Source organism: Pedobacter sp., assembly GCF_041662865.1.
Lineage (GTDB): Bacteria > Bacteroidota > Bacteroidia > Sphingobacteriales > Sphingobacteriaceae > Pedobacter.
The window spans coordinates 40,842-54,298 of the sequence record NZ_JBAZRL010000021.1 but is presented as its reverse complement, the minus strand read 5'-3'; the positions used below and the strand labels follow the sequence as shown (position 1 = coordinate 54,298).

Annotated in this window: 15 protein-coding genes; 11 read left to right on the top strand and 4 right to left on the bottom strand. The window is 33.5% G+C overall.

What is annotated here, in order from left to right:
- The 3 genes from WC622_RS09145 to WC622_RS09135 form a co-directional block, all read left to right on the top strand.
- The coding region (locus WC622_RS09145; protein ID WP_372819384.1) for a hypothetical protein at nucleotides 1-210 on the top strand (210 nt) is incomplete at its 5' end.
- Between the two features lie 308 nt (nucleotides 211-518).
- Nucleotides 519-1,214: an SIMPL domain-containing protein gene (locus tag WC622_RS09140; RefSeq protein WP_372819382.1), complete on the top strand. Its 696-nt coding sequence runs from the start codon at nucleotides 519-521 to the stop codon at nucleotides 1,212-1,214.
- A 98-nt stretch (nucleotides 1,215-1,312) separates the two neighbouring features.
- Nucleotides 1,313-1,624 carry a hypothetical protein gene (locus WC622_RS09135; RefSeq protein WP_372819380.1) on the top strand — a complete coding sequence of 104 codons (312 nt, stop codon included), beginning with the start codon at nucleotides 1,313-1,315 and terminating at the stop codon, nucleotides 1,622-1,624.
- Nucleotides 1,625-1,700: 76 nt separating this feature from the next.
- On the opposite strand, the gene serS is transcribed toward WC622_RS09135, so the two are convergent.
- Nucleotides 1,701-2,972 carry a serine--tRNA ligase gene (serS, locus tag WC622_RS09130; RefSeq protein ID WP_372819378.1) on the bottom strand — a complete coding sequence of 424 codons (1,272 nt, stop codon included), beginning with the start codon at nucleotides 2,970-2,972 and terminating at the stop codon, nucleotides 1,701-1,703.
- Nucleotides 2,973-3,085: 113 nt separating this feature from the next.
- Between serS and rsmI the strand changes: the two genes are divergently transcribed.
- The 5 genes from rsmI (at nucleotide 3,086) to lspA (ending at nucleotide 7,126) form a co-directional block, all read left to right on the top strand.
- Nucleotides 3,086-3,808, top strand: coding sequence for a 16S rRNA (cytidine(1402)-2'-O)-methyltransferase (rsmI, locus tag WC622_RS09125; RefSeq protein ID WP_372819376.1), 723 nt, complete (start codon nucleotides 3,086-3,088; stop codon nucleotides 3,806-3,808).
- A complete protein-coding gene (locus WC622_RS09120) occupies nucleotides 3,808-4,452 on the top strand; it encodes a PH domain-containing protein (RefSeq protein ID WP_372819374.1) in 645 nt (214 codons plus the stop codon). The genes rsmI and WC622_RS09120 overlap by 1 nt, the downstream gene beginning before the upstream one ends.
- A gap of 119 nt (nucleotides 4,453-4,571) precedes the next feature.
- Nucleotides 4,572-4,865, top strand: a complete 294-nt coding sequence (locus tag WC622_RS09115) for a GIY-YIG nuclease family protein (protein ID WP_372819372.1) — start codon at nucleotides 4,572-4,574, stop codon at nucleotides 4,863-4,865.
- A gap of 106 nt (nucleotides 4,866-4,971) precedes the next feature.
- Nucleotides 4,972-6,591, top strand: coding sequence for an apolipoprotein N-acyltransferase (gene lnt, locus WC622_RS09110; protein WP_372819370.1), 1,620 nt, complete (start codon nucleotides 4,972-4,974; stop codon nucleotides 6,589-6,591).
- A 16-nt stretch (nucleotides 6,592-6,607) separates the two neighbouring features.
- Nucleotides 6,608-7,126: a signal peptidase II gene (gene lspA, locus WC622_RS09105; RefSeq protein ID WP_372819368.1), complete on the top strand. Its 519-nt coding sequence runs from the start codon at nucleotides 6,608-6,610 to the stop codon at nucleotides 7,124-7,126.
- A gap of 2 nt (nucleotides 7,127-7,128) precedes the next feature.
- Here the strand turns inward: lspA and WC622_RS09100 are convergent, their stop codons facing one another.
- The 3 genes from WC622_RS09100 to WC622_RS09090 all read right to left on the bottom strand — a co-directional run bounded on the left by WC622_RS09100 (nucleotide 7,129) and on the right by WC622_RS09090 (nucleotide 10,141).
- Nucleotides 7,129-7,710, bottom strand: coding sequence for a DUF4136 domain-containing protein (locus WC622_RS09100; RefSeq protein WP_372819366.1), 582 nt, complete (start codon nucleotides 7,708-7,710; stop codon nucleotides 7,129-7,131).
- 93 nt (nucleotides 7,711-7,803) lie between these two features.
- Nucleotides 7,804-9,444, bottom strand: a complete 1,641-nt coding sequence (locus tag WC622_RS09095; RefSeq protein WP_372819364.1) for an NAD+ synthase — start codon at nucleotides 9,442-9,444, stop codon at nucleotides 7,804-7,806.
- Between the two features lie 25 nt (nucleotides 9,445-9,469).
- Nucleotides 9,470-10,141, bottom strand: a complete 672-nt coding sequence (locus tag WC622_RS09090) for a porin family protein (RefSeq protein WP_372819362.1) — start codon at nucleotides 10,139-10,141, stop codon at nucleotides 9,470-9,472.
- A 26-nt stretch (nucleotides 10,142-10,167) separates the two neighbouring features.
- Here WC622_RS09090 and gldB point away from each other — a divergent pair, with 26 nt between their 5' ends.
- The 3 genes from gldB to WC622_RS09075 all read left to right on the top strand — a co-directional run bounded on the left by gldB (nucleotide 10,168) and on the right by WC622_RS09075 (nucleotide 13,454).
- Nucleotides 10,168-11,226 carry a gliding motility lipoprotein GldB gene (gene gldB / locus WC622_RS09085; RefSeq protein ID WP_372819360.1) on the top strand — a complete coding sequence of 353 codons (1,059 nt, stop codon included), beginning with the start codon at nucleotides 10,168-10,170 and terminating at the stop codon, nucleotides 11,224-11,226.
- 119 nt (nucleotides 11,227-11,345) lie between these two features.
- A complete protein-coding gene (locus WC622_RS09080; RefSeq protein ID WP_372819358.1) occupies nucleotides 11,346-12,137 on the top strand; it encodes a patatin-like phospholipase family protein in 792 nt (263 codons plus the stop codon).
- On the top strand, nucleotides 12,138-13,454 hold the full coding sequence (locus WC622_RS09075; protein ID WP_372819356.1) for a hypothetical protein: 1,317 nt from the start codon (nucleotides 12,138-12,140) through the stop codon (nucleotides 13,452-13,454).
- The last annotated feature ends 3 nt before the right edge of the window (nucleotides 13,455-13,457 follow it).

Genomic DNA, 13,457 nt, shown 5'->3' with positions numbered 1-13,457 from the left:
ATAGAAATTTGGTTTTTCCCAATGGGAAATGTCAATCTCCCATTACGCAAAGGACATTTCCCATTACGCAAAGAGCTTTTCCCATCACGCAAAGAGCTTTTCCCATTACGCAAAGGACATTTCCCACTGCGCAAAGGACATTTCTCGTTACGCAAAGGACATTTCCCATTACGCAAAGCCCTTTTACCATTGGGAAAAACGGAGAAATAGAGGTGAAAAATGTCTAACCGCTAAATTTAAGGGTTAGATCTTTTAAAAAGGGCTAAAATAATTGACTTAGGGAAACAATCTCTTAATGATGTATTCTATTAAAATGACAAGTAACTTTGATTCGCTAAGCTTATTCTCAAATAGTAGACAAGTCGAACTTTCTAAGAAAAACTAAAATATATTAATTCGTATAATCTTTTGTAAACGTGAATGTTATGAGTTAGAAGTGAAAAATAAAAAACTTATCTGTGGAATTGGTACGATTTTTACATCTGATAGGTATAACACACAAATTTAAATATCATAACATGAAAAAATTAATAGCATTAGCCTTTGTTGCCTTATTTAGTGTAAGTGCCATGGCTCAACAAGTAGACTTAAGAAAGAAAATTAATGTAAGTGGTTCGGCTGAAACAGAAGTTACACCAGATATTATCTACATAGGCATTTCTCTAAAAGAGTATTTAAAAGATAATAACAGTAAGAAAAGAGTAGATATTACAGAGCTGGAAAATCAGTTGTATAATGCAGTTTTAAAAGCAGGAATTGCAAAAGAAGATTTGATGATTAACAATGTATCGAGCTACAACTATGCTACAGAAAAAAAGAAAAATCCTGATTTTTTAGCGAGCAAACAATACCGTTTAAAAGTAAGCGATCTGAACAAATTTAACGAAATTATGAGTGCTATTGATGTAAAGGGGATTGCAAGCACTAACATTGAAAGCTATGATTATAGCAAAATGGAAACGCTAAAAAAAGACCTTAAAATAAAAGCATTATTAGCTGCAAGAGACAAAGCAAGTTACATGGTTACTGCTCTAGGTGAAAAGCTAGGTGGTGTGCTAGAAATACAAGATGGTGGCGACAGTGTAGTACAACCTGTATACAGAAACTACATGATGAAAGCTGAATCAGCCGATGCTGCTGCACCTGCTCAAGAAATTGATTTTAAAAAAATAAAGCTGAGTTTTACTGTAAATGCAGTTTTTGAAATTAAATAGCTAATTATTTAAATTAAATAGCGTTTTTAAGACCTACCAAACATATTGGTAGGTTTTTTGTTATCTTACAAATAATTAACCTTTAAAATCAAAATCACATGAAAAAATTTATTTACTCTCTCGTTCTAATTTTCACATTGGGAATTAGCACCAACACTGTTTCTGCAGCCGATAAAAAAGAACCAAAAACAGAAATGACTGCTGAACAAAAGGTTCAATTTGAAAAAATTGTAAACAGAGTTGAAGAAATCCGTAAAATGGATAAGTCTAATTTAACTAGAGTTGAGAAAAAGGAATTACGTAAAGAATTGAGAGAAATGAAAGATAAAGCTCGTGCTTTGTCTGGTGGTGTTTACCTTTCAGTTGGTGCAATTATTATCATTATTTTATTGTTGATTTTAATTTTATAAGAACGTACACAATCCTATATAAAAGAAAAAGCCCCCGATATATAATCAGGGGCTTTTTCATTCTGTAGAGTTTTTATTAATCTATAATATCAAATCCAGTATATTTTCTTAAAACTTCTGGAATAACAATTCCATTTTCCGTTTGATAATTTTCTAAAATTGAAGCTACAATACGAGGTAAAGCCAAAGCACTTCCATTTAAGGTATGTGCTAATTGAGTTTTACCTTCCTTTCCTTTAAAACGTATTTTTGAACGATTACTTTGGAAAGTTTCTACATTTGAAACAGAAGAAACTTCTAACCAACGCTCTTGAGAAGCACTCCAAGTTTCCATATCGTACGTCATTGCAGAACCAAAACCCATATCACCACCACATAAACGTAACACACGATAATGTAATCCTAACTTCTGTAATAAACTTTGCACATAGGTGCTCATTTCTTCAACGGTTTCGTAAGATTTATCTGGATGCGTAACTTGTACCAATTCTACTTTATCAAACTGATGTAAGCGATTTAAACCACGCACATGTGAACCATAAGAACCGGCCTCTCTTCTAAAACAAGGAGTATAAGCTGTATTTTTAATTGGTAAATCTTCTTCCTTTAAAATTACATCGCGGTATAAATTTGTAACTGGAACTTCAGCAGTTGGAATTAGGTACAAATCATCAATTGTTGAGTGATACATTTGTCCTTCTTTATCAGGTAATTGACCTGTACCAAACCCAGAAGCAGCATTTACCATATGTGGCACTTGCATTTCTCTATAGCCTGCCGCAACAGCTTCATCTAAGAAAAAGTTAATCAAAGCACGTTGTAAACGAGCCCCTTTTCCCTTGTAAACCGGGAAACCTGCACCAGTAATTTTTACGCCAAGTTCAAAATCAATAATATCATATTTAGCCGTCAACTCCCAGTGTGGCTTTGCATTTGCCGGTAATTTTGCAGGTTCACCATGAACTAGAACTACTTCATTTTCTTCTGGCGTTGTACCTGGCTTAACTAAATGGTGGGGTAAATTAGGTAACTGAACAAGCAAATTAAACTGATGTTGTTCTAATTCAGCTAGTTTTTCACCAAGTGACTTAATACTTTCTTTTTGAGATGCTGTTTGAGATTTTATCACTTCAGCTTCTTCTTTTTTGCCACTACGCATTAATTCGCCAATTTGTTTGGCTGCTGCATTAGCTTCTGCCGAAAGGTTATCTAACGAAGTTTGAGTTTGGCGACGTTCTTCATCTATGGAAATGATTTGATCTACCAATTCGGGCTGTTTAAAATTGCGCACATTTAGGCGCTCTAAAACTTTCTCTCTATTTTCGCGGATATAGTTAACTTGCAGCATTATTTTATTTTTTCACAAAGATAAGATTGAATTACGAATTACGACTTACGATTTTAGATTTTTAAATCGCAATACACTAAATCGTCATTCGTCTAGCTAAAAATCGTACATCAATGGATGGAAAACTATATCTCGTACCTACTCCGATTGGCAATTTAGAGGATATGACCTTTAGAGCTATCCGTATTTTAAAAGAAGCGGATGTGATTTTGGCTGAGGATACCCGTACAAGTGCTCCGATGTTGAAACATTTTGGTATCGATAAAAAGGCATATTCCCATCATCAACATAATGAGCATAAAGCAACTTCAGAAATTATAAAATTCTTAAAAGAAGGTAAAAATGTAGCTCTAGTATCTGATGCGGGCACACCTGCAATTTCTGATCCTGGTTTTTTCTTAGTGAGAGAAGCATTAAAAAACGAAATAGAAGTGAATTGTTTGCCGGGGGCGACAGCTTTTGTCCCGGCTTTAGTTAACTCTGGTTTACCAAGTGATCAGTTTGTTTTTGAAGGATTTCTTCCTGTTAAGAAAGGCAGACAAACTCGTTTAAAATTATTGGCTGATGAAGAACGGACAATGATTTTTTATGAAAGTCCCCACCGATTATTAAAAACCTTAGAAGAATTTGCAGAGTTTTTAGGAGAAGATAGGCAAGCATCCGTAAGCAGAGAGTTGACAAAAATTTACGAAGAAACCGTTCGCGGTACAGTTATGGAAATAAAATCACATTTCGAAAACAATATATTAAAAGGAGAATTCGTAATTTGTGTTGCTGGAAAACCAGAAAAAGAAAAAACAGTAAAGAATAAAGACAAATACAAACAAGAAAAATAATGAACTCAATAGATAGATTTTTAAGTGACGAGCAAGATCCAAAAGCAGTAGAAAAAGTAATTGGGAAATTAAATGATTTACTAACCAGTGGTGAAGAAATTTTATACCTCGCTGTACAAAAAAAACCAGCAGTAAACTTGTTGCCAGATAGTATTGCAATTAGTAATAAACGGATTTTTTATTGTGAACCTGGAAATTTAGGTTTAACCATGAATTTTAAAGATATTTCTTGGAAAAACATTAAAGAGGTTTCTTTTAAAGAAGAATTTTTTGGGTCTAAATTTATATGCGTACCGCAGCATGGTGAAAATATTGTAACTGAGTTTATTCCTAAAATACAGGCTAGAAAATTACACCAAGCTGCAAATGAGCAATTAGAAGCCTTTAAAGAATTAACTAGACAGCAAAAATTAGAAGAAAATCGGGCTTCAGCATCAGCTATAAATGTACCGCCAGTTGTTCAAAATACATTCGAAACTCCAATTGAAATTGAAGAGGCAGTTGTAATTCAGCAAGCACAACTCGAAGAGCCGGAAGATGAAACTACGTTGAAGTTGAGAAAACTGAAAACTCTTTACGATAAACAGCTAATTACTCGAGAAGAATACGAAAGTAAAAAATCAGCTATTTTAGATAGTTTATAATAGTAAGTCGTCACCCTGAATTTATTTCAGGGTCTATCTTGTAAGAAATAATAGCATAAAAGATACTGATCTCGAACGTTCGGGATCAGCATAACGACAGATTAAATAAGATTGTAAAAATGGAAAGAGGTGGTTGTGTTTATATTTTGGCAAACTTCACTCACTCCGTTTTATACATTGGTGTAACTTCAGAACTATATTTTAGAAGTATAGAGCATAAAGAAAAGTTATATCCAAAATCTTTTACTGCTAAATACAATTGTAATAAATTAGTTTATTATGAACAATTCAGTACAATTGAAGAGGCTATTGGCAAAGAAAAACAATTAAAGAATTGGAGAAGAGCTTGGAAAATTAATTTAATTAATTCCTTTAATTCAGAATGGGATGATTTGTTTTTTAAGTTAGAATAACAAATAAGCTGATTGTCTTGAATTTACTCAGGATATAGGCTGGAAAAAATGGAATAGCATGAAAGATGCTGAAATAAATTCAGCATGACGACCGACATATAATAAAATGACCAAAAAAAACTATCTCCTAGCTCTATTTAGCGCACTTATATTATGGTTAGCATGGCCACCACATGTTTGGCTAGCTCCTTTATTACTTATTGGTTTAGTACCGTTGTTTATTGCATTAAATAATACTACTGATCAAAAACAAAATAAGACTGGCAAACGTATTTTTTTAACCGCTGGATTAACTTTTTTAGTTTGGAATACCGCCAGCATTTATTGGGTTTATAATGCCATAAGCGCTTCGAATACTGGCTTTATTGGTGTGGTGGTTTCTTTATTGGTATCACTTATCCCGTATGGTTTAGGTGCGTTATTAATGACCTTTGCATTTTGGCTTTATTATCAGCTAAAAACAAAAGTAAATACCAAAATGGCCTATTTAGGACTGATTTCCTTTTATATTGCTATGGAATATCTCCACCAAAGTTGGGATTTAGCTTTTCCATGGATGACTTTAGGTAATGGATTTGCAGGCATGCATCAATTAGCCCAATGGTATGAATACACCGGTGTGTATGGTGGTTCTTTTTGGATTTTATTAAGTAATATTTTAGCTTTTGAAGCTTACAAGACTTGGAAAAATAATAATCCAAAGTTAAAACCTACTTTAAGTTGGATATTGGTTGTTGCAATACCTATCGGATTTTCTCTATACACTTATTATAGCTATAAAGAAAAATCTGTTCCAGTTAATGTAGTAGTTGTTCAACCAAATATAGACCCTTATCAGAAATATGGATCAATTAGTCCTGAACAACAATTAAATATCCTTACCCATTTATCAGATTCTGTTGGACAAGTAAATACTGAATATTTTATTTGGCCAGAAACAGCTTTACCAAGGTATGCTGATGAAGAAAAAATAAGAAGCAATCCAGATTTTTTAAAAGCGCAACAGTTTTTAAGCAAGTACAAAAATGGAACATTAATTACAGGAATTGAAAGTGTAAAATGGTATAATACAAAAGAGACGATTTCAGCTAAACAATCTAAGGACGGTACAGCTTGGTACGATAATTATAATGCAGCAATGCAAGTAGAAAATTCAGCAGAAGTTGAGTTCTATCATAAATCCAAATTAGTACCTGGAGTAGAAAAAATGCCTTTTCCTAAAGTATTTTCTTTCTTAGCTCCAGTTTTTGAACACTTAGGCGGTAGTGCATCTGGCTGGGGTTGGCAAGAGAAACCAGCTGTTTTTTATTCGCAAAATGGAATTGGGGTAGCTCCTGTAATTTGTTACGAATCTATTTGGGGAAGTTGGATTGGTGAATCCGTAAAAAATGGGGCGCAATTCATTGCTGTTATTACTAACGATGGTTGGTGGGGGAATACATCTGGCAAAGACCAACACCTATTGTATGCAAAGTTAAGAGCTATCGAAACACGCAGATGGGTTGTTCGCTCTGCAAATACTGGTATTTCAGGATTTATTAATCAACGTGGTGATGTATTTAAACAATCTAAATGGTGGACAAGAGCTGCTTTAAAAGCCGATATCAATTTAAACGATTCTATAACACCTTACGTTAATAGTGGTGATATACTAGCACAAATATTCTCAGTTTTAGCGGTATTGTTAGCCTTAATTATTCCTTACAAAAAATGGATAAAAAAATAAAGCTTGTTTAATCGTTATGCAAAAGAAGGAAACGTTAAGATTGATTTTACTTTTGACAATAGTTGCTCTGAACATTGGCTGCGATCAAGTTTCAAAAAGTATTGTAAGACAAAAGATTGACTATGATGAAAACATCAGCATAATTAAAAATCATTTTATATTAACCAAAGTAGAGAATACGGGTGCTTTTTTAAGTGCGGGAAACGATTTACCTGAAGCAGTCCGGTTTATTTTATTGAGCATTTTACCTGTTTTTGTGCTGGGCTATGGCTTATTTTATCTGCTCAGTAAAAACAAATTATCTACAGGTATACAATTAGGACTGTGTTTTTTAATTGGTGGCGGAATTGGAAATGTTTATGATCGCATTTTATTCGGTTCAGTTACAGACTTCCTCCATTTAGATTTTGGAATTTTCAGAACTGGCATTTTCAATTTGGCAGACGTTTCTATCATGATAGGCATAGCTCTCTTATTTATCCAATCCTTAAAAAGGAAAATAATTAAGCCAGCCTCTTTAGAAAACAATTTTTAAGCCTAAGGCAATTTCTTAAATATATTAGCAACTACGTTAGGGATATCGTTAATTGCCTTTTGTGGATCATTAACTTCCCCTTCTGCCCAACCTCTCCAAATTAATTTAGAAGTTCTACGTTCAATAATATCAATCATTATACTACCTTCTTTCACTTGCATTTTTCTAGCTCTGCTGCCTACATACACTGGAAAAGGATCTGTATAAGCGTAATAATATATTGCTCTACCACGATAATAACCTAATCTTGGAGATAATCTTGCTGGTGGATTATAATATACTGGCTCGTCATAAGTTCTAGTCTCTTTATTCACAACTGCTGTATATTTAATCAATAAATCTGGATTGCTATTTTTTAATGTCAATCCTCTTTTATTTAATTCAGCACTTGCCGCATCCACAATTTTGTCTGTTGCAATATCATTGTTATAAGTAGATGATGCTTTAGATTGAGATTCTGGAATCCAAGCGTATGTTTTATAGCGAGCAGTATTTACGGGTTTATTACTAACTGAATAGTAGTCATAACTTGAGCATGATGCTAATCCTATTACAATGCTCACTAAAATTAATATCTTTTTCATGGCACATCATTTTATTGTTTAACAATTTTTGATGCATTAAGTTTAATGTGCCAGTATAAAAATTACATATGTATTACCGATGCTAATAACTTCTTAAGCCATATATTTTCCAACAATAGGCATTCTTCGGCCCATGCCAAATGCTTTAGGCGAAACCCGTAAAATTGGTGGCGTTTGGTACCGTTTAAACTCAGCAAGATTAACCATTTTAAGAACACGTTGTACTAAAGCCTCATCAAAACCTTTTGCTATGATAGCTTTTGACCCCTTTTGTAATTCGATATGCTGAAATAGTATTTGATCAAGAATTCCATAATCCGGTAACGAATCAGAATCCTTTTGATCTGGCCTTAATTCGGCTGAAGGTGGTTTTACAATCGTGTTTTCAGGTATGATTTCTCCATCTTTATTAATGTAACGTGCTAATTCAAAAATCTGCGTTTTGTAAACATCACCAATTACACCAATTGCACCACACATATCTCCATATAAAGTACCGTAACCAACTGCACACTCACTTTTATTAGAAGTATTAAGCAAAATATAGCCAAACTTATTAGACATAGCCATGAGTACAATCCCTCGACAACGAGCCTGAATATTCTCTTCTGTTAAATTAGGAGCTAAACCTGTAAAAGGCTTAGCTAGCATACTATCAAATGCAGCAGCAGCTTCTTTTATTTCAATTATTTCATGTTTACAGCCAATAGCATTAACCAAGTCTAAGGCATCTTTAACGGAATGATCTGATGAGTACTTAGAAGGCATCAACACCGCCATTACATTTTCTGCACCTAAAGCTCGGCAAGCCAATGCACAAACAATTGCAGAATCTATTCCGCCAGAAAGACCTAAAACCGCTTTACTAAATCCAGACTTTTTAAAATAATCTTGAATACCCATAATCAATGCATCGTGAATTTGGCTAATATCACTTGCTCTTTCTGGTTGAGGATATTTATTTTTTACATGTTGTATTTCATCCAAATCAAATATCTGAAGATCTTCTTCAAAATATTTCATTTCTGCTTTAACTTCTCCAGTTTCGTCAAATACTAATGAACCACCATCAAAAATTATCTCTGTTTGTGCCCCAACTTGATTGACGTAAAACAAGGGTAATTTATATTTTCTGGCATTATCAGCTAATACTTGAATACGATCTTCATCGTGGCGATAGTTAAACGGAGATGCTGCAATATTAATCATCACATCTGGCGATTGTTTTATTAATTCATCCATTGGACAAGAAACGTACAAAGGATTATCGTTAATGTTCCAAAGGTCTTCGCAAATGGTCAATGCAATTTTCTGCCCCTTAAATTCTATGCACTCAAATTTTGTATTCGGTTCAAAATAGCGATACTCATCAAACACATCGTACGTTGGCAACAATGCTTTTTTAGTAATTACGTTTACTTTTCCGTTTTCAATAAAATAAGCGGCATTGTATAAATCCTTACCTTCTAAAAGTTCATTTTTAATTGGCAAACCAACAACGCAAGCAATATCAACACAATGTGTAGCTATTTGCTGGGCAGCTTCTTCACACAGTGTTATAAATTCCGAAAACTCTAAAAAATCTCGAGGAGGATAACCGCAAATTGCCAGTTCTGCAAACACAACAAGATCAGCTCCTTTAGCTTTTGCCAAAGCTATATTTTCTATAATTCGTTGTGTATTAAGTTCAAAATTACCAATGTGATAATTAAGTTGTGCGAGTGCTATTTTCATTAAATGATATGAATAGAATAGTTTACTAAAAGAATACGCCTAAATTTAAAGCAACATAATGATTACGAATATTGTTTTCCCCAGTCGAAATATTAGTAAAACCATTATTTAACGTAATACCTGTCATGATACTGGTTTTGCCATTGATATTAAATTCTGCACCACCACCAATAATTAGCCCTGCTCTGTAAAAACGAGTCCAATCCGACGAATTTACATCATCTGCTAATTCTTTTCCGTTAGATTCCGCATCTTGTTTAGCGCCTATTTTGATATCATTCGATAAACCAAACTGACCAAACCACCGAATATTCCCAAAATTGCCAGTTTTTAATTTAATAGTTAATGGAATCTCAACATACTGCATTTTATATTTTAGATCATAACTTACGGGAGTAGTACTACTTACACTAGCATGATAAGGCAAAGCATTTATTTCTGTGCTTTTACCATTAATAGTAGTAATCGTTAACCCTGTAGAAAAGCTATAATTCTCTGCAAAATTAAAATCACCAATCAAACCATAAGAAAATCCTAAACTAACGCCATTGCTTTTGCCATTTTCTGCTTTTATATAGCCAAAGTTTGGATGTGCAGTTAACCCAAGTCTAAAACCATAATATGGAGCAGCATTTTCTTGAGCATAAAGATTCAATGTAAAAAAAAGGAATAGTATTGCGGTTACTGTTTTTTTCATGTTACTTGTGGTTATATTTGTTATTCATGGCTTATAACGTAAAATACCTTTCGAAAGGGATGCCTTCGGCACAAATTTATCTATTTTTTCTGTGTGTAATGGTAATTTTTTCTTGCAAGCAGGATAAAAGGCCAGACATCAGCAATAGCAAGTTGGATATAAAAATACAACGATTTGACCAAGATTTATACCGTGGTAAAAATAAAGATGTACAACAAACAGATAGTCTTTTACAACAGAAGTACGGTTTCTTTTACGATGACTTTGTGCATAGAATGGTGGGTAATCCCAGTTTAACTGGAACAGAGGTATTAACAGGTTTATACAAAGATCAGGCTTATACAGATTTAAATGGCGAGGTGGATAGTATTTATCCTAATTTAAAAACTGTAGAGAAAGATTTAACTCAGAGTTTTAAGTACATTAAATATTATTATCCTAAAGCAAAAGTTCCTCGTTTTATTTCTCATCTATCAGGCTTTGCCTATCAAATTACAACCGGAGATGACTACATGAGCATTGGGTTAGATATGTTCTTAGGCAGAGACAGCAAATTTTACGGGGCTATTGTGCAAAGCATTCCCATGTATCAATCTAGAAGATTTGAACCACAATATATTGTACCGAGAGTTACAGAAGTTTATGCAAGAGAAGAGTTATTCCCAGAACGCGATGAAGATCAAACCTTACTAGCAAAAATGATTTACAATGGCAAAATCCTCTACTTTATGGACCAGATTTTACCAGAAACTACCGCCGATACTGTTAAAATTGGCTACACCGGTAAACAATTAGCTTGGTGCACTAATTACGAGGGTAATATTTGGGGCTTCTTCTTAGAGAATGATTTATTGTACCAAAGTGATAATCAAAAAATACAAACCTTTTTAACAGATGGGCCATTTACACCAGGTATAGGAGAGAAAAGATCATCGGCACCAAAATTAGGAGTGTGGTTAGGCTGGCAAATTGTAAGAAAATACATGGCAGAAAATCCAACCATAACCTTACAACAACTAATGGCCGAAACCGATGCTCAAAAAATATTAACTAAAGCCAAATACAAGCCTAAAGAAAATCAATAAACAGTTCCCCAAAAGGAATACCTATGATACAGTTAACAATCTTCAATTTTCCAACCTGTCATCCTGAGCTTGTCGAAGGAAAACAAATGAACCAATGATACTAATGAACTATTAAACCAATGACACAAATAAAACCTACAAAGAAAATCGGCATTGTATTATCTGGTGGAGGCATTAGAGGCATTGCACATTTAGGAATTTTAAAAGCCTTTATGAATGCAGGCATTAAATTTAGTCATGTGAGTGGTACAAGCGCTGGTTCTATTGCTGGTGCATTTTACGCCGCAGGCATCGATCCAGAAGAAGGTTTAAATATCTTTATCCGGACTAAGCTTTTACGATTTATTCGCCCGGCGTTAGGATCTTTGGGTTTAATTAATATCGAAAATGTTCGAGATATGTTAAACGAATATTTCCCTCACGATAAAATCGAAGACCTTAAAATTCCATTAACAATTTGCGCCACAAACTTCAGCGAAGGAAACTTAGTGTATTTCACAAAAGGGCCGTTAATTAGAGCAATATTGGCGTCGAGTTGCATACCCGGTATTTTTAGGCCAATTATGATTGAAAACCAAATGTTTGTTGACGGCGGCATCTTAAACAACTTCCCAGTAGAACCTTTACTTAATAATTGCGATTACATCATCGGTTCTTCCTGCAATCACTTAAAACCAGTCGATAAAATTGTAAAGATTTCTCACTTAATGCAACGAGCAGGAATAATGTCTATTAATCACGATATGGAGCGTAAAGCTAAGTTTTGCGATTTACTAATTGAACCCAAAGGGATGGGAGAGATTAGCACATTCGACATGAAAAAAGCAGAAACCATATATTGGTTAGCTCATGAAGAAGCTTTAAGAGCAATTAAAAGTAGCGAGAGTTTTCAGGAGTTGTTACGAGCATAAATGACTGAAGACAGAAATAATACAATCGAATTTAAATCACCCATCAGGAATTGGAATGACACGCTGTTTATTGTTCTTTTTGCACTTACAGCATTAATTACACTAGCTATACTAGGGCTTAAAATTAATTATTTATATCCCTTTATTTTTACAGCCTTAGGTTTTACAACATACTACCTTGCCAGATATTTAACCCAATCAATTACAGTAATAACAATAACCAATAATGAGCTCGTTATTAGTCAAGATAGTAAGCGGCTAAATAAGCAAAAACAAGTAGACATTGAGCTAGTTAACGTTAGGGGGTTTGAAATTGCCGAAGTAACTAGGGGTAACAAAGCATTATTTATCTACACAAATTCATCAGATTGCTATAAGTACACTATAGTAAACTCTAGCGATGAGTTTCTACTAAAAAAATTCTTAAATAAGCATCTGAAATTGCTAAATAAAAAAAGTAATCCATTATTTGATTCATTTATTTCAGCTTACATCTTTGCACTTAAAAAAGCATTTAACTTTTGCATTTTATCAGCTATTACTATAGGTACATTGTACTATATAACTATTAAATATAATATATTGCCTACTGCAAATGCACCTAAAATTATTATATTATTTTTAACTGCATTATTTTTTTGGTGGTTTACTATTCGTATTCCTGTAAAGAAACATCATTTTAGATTTGGAGCTTTTTATTGGTTTAGCAATTTCTTTTTTTATACCTCTACATTTCTCTTTATCCCTATTCTATTAAATATGCGTGCAATTAAAGAAACGCCACTTCATATTAATCGTTCTTATGAACTCTTTAAACATCCGGTAAGCAATCTTTTAATTATAGATCAGATAAGTTATAATCCTGATAGTGTACGTATATCAAGTTATACTGAAACCTATAATAGAAAAGGAAATAGCTATACTATAGAACATCAATTCGCTACCCCATTGGGTGGTGGAGATACCATTAAAAAAATTGGCATTTATAACTTATGGTTAGCCAAAATCTATCAACAAAAAACAAAAAAGTCTATAGATTTCTACGAAAAAATAGCAAGTTTCCACCGTCAATCCGAAGCTCAATTTATTAAACTCTTCAATCAAAAACCTGTTTTTTACAAGCTACTTTATACAAATGATATCAATAATTTAATTAACAATAGTGCTATCGCCAATAAGCAAAATGTGGCATTAGAACCACATTGGGAGAGCTTAGAAGCCTACAAGATTGGAATTCAGAAACAACTAATCTTATTCGTTTCAATATTTGTAGTTTTTAATTTAGTAGGTTGTATTGTGGTAGCTGTTAATAGATAGCTT

Excerpts from the sequence above, each read along its gene's own strand:
- WC622_RS09140 (WP_372819382.1), top strand. The coding sequence starts at position 519 with ATGAAAAAATTAATAGCATTAGCCTTTGTTGCCTTATTTAGTGTAAGT.
- WC622_RS09135 (WP_372819380.1), top strand. The coding sequence starts at position 1,313 with ATGAAAAAATTTATTTACTCTCTCGTTCTAATTTTCACATTGGGAATT.
- serS (WP_372819378.1), bottom strand. The coding sequence starts at position 2,972 with ATGCTGCAAGTTAACTATATCCGCGAAAATAGAGAGAAAGTTTTAGAG.
- rsmI (WP_372819376.1), top strand. The coding sequence starts at position 3,086 with ATGGATGGAAAACTATATCTCGTACCTACTCCGATTGGCAATTTAGAG.
- WC622_RS09120 (WP_372819374.1), top strand. The coding sequence starts at position 3,808 with ATGAACTCAATAGATAGATTTTTAAGTGACGAGCAAGATCCAAAAGCA.
- WC622_RS09115 (WP_372819372.1), top strand. The coding sequence starts at position 4,572 with ATGGAAAGAGGTGGTTGTGTTTATATTTTGGCAAACTTCACTCACTCC.
- lnt (WP_372819370.1), top strand. The coding sequence starts at position 4,972 with ATGACCAAAAAAAACTATCTCCTAGCTCTATTTAGCGCACTTATATTA.
- lspA (WP_372819368.1), top strand. The coding sequence starts at position 6,608 with ATGCAAAAGAAGGAAACGTTAAGATTGATTTTACTTTTGACAATAGTT.
- WC622_RS09100 (WP_372819366.1), bottom strand. The coding sequence starts at position 7,710 with ATGAAAAAGATATTAATTTTAGTGAGCATTGTAATAGGATTAGCATCA.
- WC622_RS09095 (WP_372819364.1), bottom strand. The coding sequence starts at position 9,444 with ATGAAAATAGCACTCGCACAACTTAATTATCACATTGGTAATTTTGAA.
- WC622_RS09090 (WP_372819362.1), bottom strand. The coding sequence starts at position 10,141 with ATGAAAAAAACAGTAACCGCAATACTATTCCTTTTTTTTACATTGAAT.
- gldB (WP_372819360.1), top strand. The coding sequence starts at position 10,168 with ATGGCTTATAACGTAAAATACCTTTCGAAAGGGATGCCTTCGGCACAA.
- WC622_RS09080 (WP_372819358.1), top strand. The coding sequence starts at position 11,346 with ATGACACAAATAAAACCTACAAAGAAAATCGGCATTGTATTATCTGGT.
- WC622_RS09075 (WP_372819356.1), top strand. The coding sequence starts at position 12,138 with ATGACTGAAGACAGAAATAATACAATCGAATTTAAATCACCCATCAGG.